Annotated in this window: 7 protein-coding genes; 1 reads left to right on the top strand and 6 read right to left on the bottom strand. The window is 47.0% G+C overall.

Annotation, left to right across the window (positions count from 1 at the left end):
- Positions 1–382 precede the first annotated feature (382 nt).
- From mdh to ACTHY5_RS10530, 5 genes are all read right to left on the bottom strand, one after another.
- Positions 383–1,318, bottom strand: coding sequence for a malate dehydrogenase (mdh, locus tag ACTHY5_RS10550; RefSeq protein ID WP_441879427.1), 936 nt, complete (start codon positions 1,316–1,318; stop codon positions 383–385).
- Positions 1,319–1,512: 194 nt separating this feature from the next.
- Positions 1,513–2,208, bottom strand: a complete 696-nt coding sequence (artM, locus tag ACTHY5_RS10545; RefSeq protein WP_441879425.1) for an arginine ABC transporter permease ArtM — start codon at positions 2,206–2,208, stop codon at positions 1,513–1,515.
- Positions 2,201–2,848, bottom strand: a complete 648-nt coding sequence (artQ, locus tag ACTHY5_RS10540) for an arginine ABC transporter permease ArtQ (protein ID WP_441879423.1) — start codon at positions 2,846–2,848, stop codon at positions 2,201–2,203. Before artQ ends, artM begins: the two co-directional genes overlap by 8 nt.
- Position 2,849: 1 nt before the next feature.
- Positions 2,850–3,584 (bottom strand): transporter substrate-binding domain-containing protein, encoded by a 735-nt coding sequence (locus ACTHY5_RS10535; protein ID WP_441879421.1) that lies wholly within the window; start codon positions 3,582–3,584, stop codon positions 2,850–2,852.
- 204 nt (positions 3,585–3,788) lie between these two features.
- Positions 3,789–4,526, bottom strand: coding sequence for an ATP-binding cassette domain-containing protein (locus tag ACTHY5_RS10530; protein ID WP_441879419.1), 738 nt, complete (start codon positions 4,524–4,526; stop codon positions 3,789–3,791).
- A 133-nt stretch (positions 4,527–4,659) separates the two neighbouring features.
- On the opposite strand from ACTHY5_RS10530, the gene argR reads away from it, so the two are divergent.
- Positions 4,660–5,154 (top strand): transcriptional regulator ArgR, encoded by a 495-nt coding sequence (gene argR, locus ACTHY5_RS10525; RefSeq protein ID WP_441879417.1) that lies wholly within the window; start codon positions 4,660–4,662, stop codon positions 5,152–5,154.
- A gap of 236 nt (positions 5,155–5,390) precedes the next feature.
- Here the strand turns inward: argR and ACTHY5_RS10520 are convergent, their stop codons facing one another.
- Positions 5,391–6,302: a Dyp-type peroxidase gene (locus ACTHY5_RS10520; protein ID WP_441879415.1), complete on the bottom strand. Its 912-nt coding sequence runs from the start codon at positions 6,300–6,302 to the stop codon at positions 5,391–5,393.
- Between the last annotated feature and the right edge of the window lie 125 nt (positions 6,303–6,427).

The following is a 6,427-nucleotide window of genomic DNA, read 5'->3' as shown; positions in this document are numbered from 1 at the left end:
TGTGCCTCATGTAGGGCCCCATTCATTGGACCAAAAACCTCACCCTAACCTACCAACGGTCGATTGAAATCGACCCTACCCCCAAAAAAACTAGGTTGAGCTTCATGTAGGGTCCAATTCATTGGACCAAAACCTCACCCTAACCTACCACCGGTCGATTGAAATCGACCCTACCTCCCCCAAAAAAACTAGGTTGAGCTTCATGTAGGGTCCAATTCATTGGACCAAAACATCCCCCTAACCTAAAACCGGTCGATTGCAGTCAACCCGACACCTCAAACCTTCTTCAGATCTGCTCCCTATTTTTCTGTGGGTTCCTGCAATAATAAAAAGCAAAAAGGGAGCCTAGGCTCCCTTTTTCTACTGAACTTTGTTCGTTACATTACTTAACGAACTCAACGCCTTTATCGATATCACCTTTTAGGGTGTCTAGCATTTCGTTCATGGCTTTTTCTTCAAACGCACTTAGCTCGCCATAAGGCAATACTTTTTCTACGCCATTCTTACCTAATAGTACAGGCTGAGCGAAGAACTGTGCGTGCTCGCTGCCACCTTCTACATAAGTACACTCAACAACGTCGGTTTCGCCTTCCATCGCCTTCACTAACGACAGAGCAAAACGACAGGCTGCTTGACCCATAGATAAAGTCGCAGAACCACCGCCTGCTTTAGCTTCAACCACTTCGGTACCGGCATTTTGAATGCGGTGAGTCAGTTTCTCTATTTCTTCATCAGAGAAAGACACGCCTTCAACCTGAGATAGCAACGGCAAAATAGTCACGCCGCTGTGGCCACCAATAACAGGCACATTCACATCAGCTACGTTCAAGCCTTTGGCTTGTGCAACAAAGGTTTCAGCACGAATAATATCGAGCGTCGTAATACCAAACAGCTTGTTTTTATCGTATACACCGGCTTTTTTCAGCACTTCAGCTGCAATGGCTACCGTGGTGTTAACGGGGTTGGTAATAATGCCAACACAGGCGTTAGGGCAAGTAGTGGCCACTTTTTCAATTAGGTTTTTTACAATGCCAGCATTCACGTTGAATAAGTCGGCACGATCCATGCCAGGCTTACGTGCAACACCTGCAGAAATCAATACGATGTCGGCACCTTCTAATGCGGGTGTTGGATCTTCACCACCAAAGCCGATAACTTCAACGGCTGTTGGAATGTGGCTTAGGTCGGCGGCAACACCTGGGGTAACGGGTGCGATATCGTACAGGCTTAATGCAGAACCGGCAGGCAGGTTATTTTTTAATAGCAGGGCCAGAGCTTGGCCGATACCACCGGCGGCTCCAAGTACGGCAACTTTCATATCTGAACTCCGTTATTATTTGAATTGTTAGACGTTTCCTAATGCTTTAGCAACATAGCGAATGCTCCAGAAAAACACAATAGTTAACACAATGTGAAATCTATATTTTGTGAGGTCAAGCAACCCCCGCCACTCATTACTACCCCTGAACAAGCAACGCAGGCTAATGAAGCATTACACTTAATAGTTTTTCATTAAGAGTGCGTTTGAAAACGCAGAGCTTTTTGCTCTAACATTCTAAATAGCAGCGTTAAAATACCATTTAAAATCAAATAAATAGCGCCCGCTAACCCAAACACCGCCAAGGTATCGTAAGTTTGGCCATTAATACGTTGCGCCAAGCCCATTATTTCCATAATAGAGATAGTACTGGCCAGCGAGCTGCCCTTGAGGACTAACACTACTTCGTTAGAGTAAGCTGGGATCACCCGGCGCATAGCATGACGTAACTTCACACTCAGCGTTTGCCAGTGCGTCATACCTAATGCTTGGCAGGCTAAGGTTTCTCCTTTGGGTATCGCCTCAAGCGCCCCTTTAAATAACCGACAGGTGTAGGCTCCTGCATTTAGGCCCAATGCCACAATGGCACAAAACATCGGCTCTCGGAGGTAAACCCACATCCAGCTGTCTTTAATCCAATCAAACTGGGCAGGGCCGTAATAGACTAAGAATATTTGCACCAATAAAGGGGTACCAGTAAATAGCAGCAAATAGCCTTCGGTGAGCTGTGCCAACACTGGAATATTTTGCTCTAATACCCAAGTTAAAATAAGTGCAATAACTAGCCCCAATAACAAACCGGCTGCGGTTATTTGTAGAGTAATCTTTACCCCTTGTAGCAAAGTTGGTAAGTAGCCAAACCAGTCACTGCTCACGAGCCAATCAATCATAACGCGTCACCCGAGTTCGCAACCGCTTTAGCCCCTGGGAGCTCACCACTGTAATGGCCAAATAAATAAGCGCAGCTATGCCATACCAAGTAAAAGGCTCATAGGTACGAGAAGCCACCGCTTTAGCTTGATACATTAAATCGTGCACCCCAATCAAAGACACCAGTGCCGTGTCTTTTAATAATACCAACCACTGGTTACCTAAGCCCGGCAGCGCATGACGCCAAGTTTGCGGCAGCACAATGTGCACAAACGTATAAAACCGAGGTAAACCCAGCGCTTGTGCCGCTTGGCGCTGGCCACTATGTACAGCCTTAAGAGCGCCGCGCAAGGTTTGCGCAGCATAGGCGGCAAACAGCAACGAAAGCGCCGTCACACCACACCAAAACGGGCTAAACTCAATGTATTGATCAGTTATTAAAAATAACACTTGGGTGGAGCCAAAATAAATAAAGAACACCACCAAAATTTCGGGAAGACCACGCAAAATAGTGGTGAGTAATGTCACCGGCCAGCGCACTAGCGCAAAGCGGCTCATTTCTCCACCACAAAATAGCATGGCCAATACCAACCCCACGACTAATGACATCAATGCCAGCCCTAAGGTCATTAGGCTGGCATTCATTAGATGAGTGAGCATCTTACTGAGGGAAGTACTGTTGATAGAGGGCGTCGTAGGTGCCGTTCTCTTTTAGCGCGCTCAAGCCTTGGTTAAGTTGGTCGAGCAACTCTTGATTACCCTTAGTAACCGCAATACCAAAACCGGTACCAAAGTAGTCATCATCGGTAATACGATCACCTAACACCGTATAGCCTTCGTTTTTCGTTAACCAATCCCCCACCACAGCAGTGTCAGCAAAAACCGCTTTAATACGACCATTGCTCATATCGAGTAAGGCATCTTGCACACTTTGGTAAGGGCGCGCGGTAATACCTTCAACTTCTAACTTATCTTGAATGTATTTTTGGTGTGAGGTGCCGTTTTGCACACCAACTGTTTGTTTCTTGAGCTTCTCAATAGTAGAAACTTTACCTGCTGGAATCACAAATACCGCAGAGTTTTCATAGTAAATATCACTAAAGTCAACTTGCTTAGCACGCTCAGGAGTAATGTCCATGGCGGCAATAGCAGCATGATAACGACGAAACTTAAGACTTGGGATCAAGCTGTCAAAGGCCTGATTATGAAAGCTGCACTCCATGGCTTGCACGTCACAAATTGCTTTGGCTAAATCAATATCAAAGCCTTGCATTTCATTGTTCTCATCCACAAACTCAAAGGGAGCGTAAGCGGCATTCGTCACAAACTTAACTTCGTCGGCTTGTACAGCCCCAGTGGTGGCAAGTAGCGCCAAAGAGAGTAATGTTTTCTTCACGGTAATGTCCTTATTGTTATTCAGTCGTTCAGTATCATTGAGGTATCAATGTAGGCCGTTCACTCACGGCGAAAAACCTGCCGTTACAAACCGTATTCAATCTTTTGGCCAGCTCATATACAGTCATAGAGTCCGTTAAAGTGCAACAGATAAATAGGCTTTTTGTTATTAGACGGCTTTGCTTTTTCTGTTTTTTCGTACAGGTTAATGCGTTAAAAACTCTGTAAACCTTGGCGTATTAGGGTGGTGCAGTATGTCGGCATCACCGTATTCAATGAGTCGACCTTGTTCAAGGTACGCCACCTTGCTGGCCACTTTATGGGCGAAGCTCACTTCATGGGTCACCACCACTTGGGTAATGCCGGTTTTGCCCAGCTGCAAAATAATATCTGCTACTTCTTTGGTAATTTCCGGATCCAGTGCCGCTGTGGGCTCATCAAACAGTAACACCGCAGGATCCATCATTAAGGCTCGGGCTATGGCGACCCGCTGTTGCTGGCCGCCCGATAAGGCCCCTGGCCAAGCATGAAGTTTGTCACTCAGCTTAAGCTGGCTTAGTAGCTGTGCAGCTTTCTGTTGTGCCTGCTTTTTATTCATCCCCAGTACTTTAATCGGGGCTTCTAGCAAGTTTTGCTCTACCGTAAGATGAGGCCACAAATGATATTGTTGAAACACCATACCCACCTGACTTCGCAACAGCTGAGCGCGCTTATTCAAGCGCCCCGCTTGTGCATCAGGAAAATGAAAGCTTTGCCCTGCTATGGTCAACTGACCTTCATCTGGAATATCCAGTAAGTTCATTAACCTTAGTAAAGAGCTTTTACCTGCACCACTTGGTCCAAGCAGAACTAACGTCTCACCTGCATCGCATTTTAAGGATACTTGGCTTAAAATTTCCTGACCAGACCAAGACTTACAGATACCGCTGAATTCTATGCCCATGCGCTATATTCACATCATATGTCAGAGTGTTGAACTGATTTTATTTTGCATGGCTGTTAATGCAAGCTAATTTTGCATTCTTATGCAATATAAATGACTAATCCTTGATAAAAAACCATGACGGATAGACAATATGCCTTATTCAACCATGCTCAGTCGGCTGCAAAAAATGAACGAAAAACAAGAACATCTGGTTAAGGTATTTAAAGCCTTACTCAACGAGGAACGTTTTGGTTCGCAGGCAGAAATTGTGACTGCGCTGCAGGATGCAGGGTTTGATAGCATTAACCAATCGAAAGTGTCGCGCATGCTTAGCAAGTTTGGCGCGGTACGCACGCGCAACGCCAAAATGGAAATGGTGTATTGCCTGCCCGTTGAGCTGGGAGTCCCCACCTCAAGCAGCCAGCTAAAAAACTTAGTGCTGGATGTAGGCCATAACAGTGCCTTAATCGTTATTCACACCAGTCCAGGGGCCGCCCAGCTGATCGCGCGCATGCTCGACTCTTTGGGCAGAGCCGAAGGTATTCTGGGTACCATAGCCGGTGACGATACGATTTTTATCACCCCCACCCACGACACTCCCATTGCCACCTTGCATAAAAACGTACTAGAGCTGTTTGAACCTTAAGGGCAGCGCCGAGCGCCAAGCGCCCGGCACCAAGCTTAAAGAAACACACAAGTTTTTTTTTCGTATCGCGATCGACGTAAAGCGTACCGCCGCCTGTTCCATGGATTGCCGCGTCGCAGCACTCCTCGCAATGACAGATAAAAAGCGGTACGTCTAACGCTGTACGCACTACGTTAAAGGAAACACACCGGTTTGGTTTTACGTACGGCGTACGGCGTATGACGTAAGGCCGTGCTTTACGCGCCTTTAGTGCTTAACCATTCTTCTGATGGTGCAAAAAAGGCGGCGCCGGTTTCGGCTTGAGTGAACAGGGTTAAGTGATCGAAATGACCTTGTTCGTCGGGCACAAACATGCTGCTCAGTATGCGCTCAAAGTGTGTGGGAGTATGGCAGCACGAAATAAATACCAAACCTTGGGCGTTGGCTGCGCCCCAGGGCATGCTTTGGCGCAAAATTTCCATGCTGTTACCAGCATCATCTTTGAGGCTAGTGCGTTTGGTGTGGGCCGTGGGCGCTTTGTCGGCTGAGGCATACTCGATATTGTCGAGCTTGGTGCGGCCGTAAATATCTTCTTGCGCTTTAATGGCGAGCTTTTCCCAGCGCGCCATTTTGTGCTTATAGCTTTGCACATGCACATAGCTGCCACCGGCAAAAGGGCCGTCTTGGACTAACGCAACTTGCCCACGATCGTCACCTTGCGGATTTTCGGTACCATCAACAAATCCGGTAACATCACGCATATCTAAATAGCGAAAGCCTTGGCGCTCTTCTTTAAGCTCAGCAAGGCCGGCTAACAGCGCCATTACTTCTTGCTGCGCAATATAGGCAATATCAAGTCTATCGGCTCGCAGCTGAAAAAATAAGTCAAAGGGAGTTTCTGGGGCCACGCGCTGACCTTGCTTTTGTGCCGGAAAGCCACGCAACTCTGTAGGTCTCGCATTGGGGTACAAGGCATCCCACGCCTGCTCGCCAATGGCAACTAAGCCAGAAAAGGCAGCATCAGGGTACGTTTGTGTGATCTTTTGCCATAAAGCTGGCACCTTAGCCAAGGCATCTGTGACCTTAGCGTATTGCTCTGGCAAAATATTAAACATTAAATAATGGGCGTGCAGGTTGGGTTCGGCGCAAATGCCAGCTTGTGCGGTCATGGCTCTCACTCTTTTATTGTTCCAGATGAGGTATTGAACTCGAGCACCAAGCGTCAAGCGCTCAGCGCCAAGCAAAATTCAAACCCAATCATATACCTAACTGTCATCGTTAACAGTGCTACAAG

It is taken from the genome of Oceanisphaera sp. (genome assembly GCF_052084945.1).
Taxonomy (GTDB): Bacteria; Pseudomonadota; Gammaproteobacteria; order Enterobacterales; family Aeromonadaceae; genus Oceanimonas.
This window is presented reverse-complemented; position numbering and strand designations above follow the sequence as displayed.

What these genes read in the sequence shown, in the direction of transcription:
- artM (WP_441879425.1), bottom strand. Translation starts at nt 2,208, where the DNA reads ATGATTGATTGGCTCGTGAGCAGTGACTGGTTTGGCTACTTACCAACT.
- mdh (WP_441879427.1), bottom strand. Translation starts at nt 1,318, where the DNA reads ATGAAAGTTGCCGTACTTGGAGCCGCCGGTGGTATCGGCCAAGCTCTG.
- artQ (WP_441879423.1), bottom strand. Translation starts at nt 2,848, where the DNA reads ATGCTCACTCATCTAATGAATGCCAGCCTAATGACCTTAGGGCTGGCA.
- ACTHY5_RS10520 (WP_441879415.1), bottom strand. Translation starts at nt 6,302, where the DNA reads ATGACCGCACAAGCTGGCATTTGCGCCGAACCCAACCTGCACGCCCAT.
- argR (WP_441879417.1), top strand. Translation starts at nt 4,660, where the DNA reads ATGCCTTATTCAACCATGCTCAGTCGGCTGCAAAAAATGAACGAAAAA.
- ACTHY5_RS10530 (WP_441879419.1), bottom strand. Translation starts at nt 4,526, where the DNA reads ATGGGCATAGAATTCAGCGGTATCTGTAAGTCTTGGTCTGGTCAGGAA.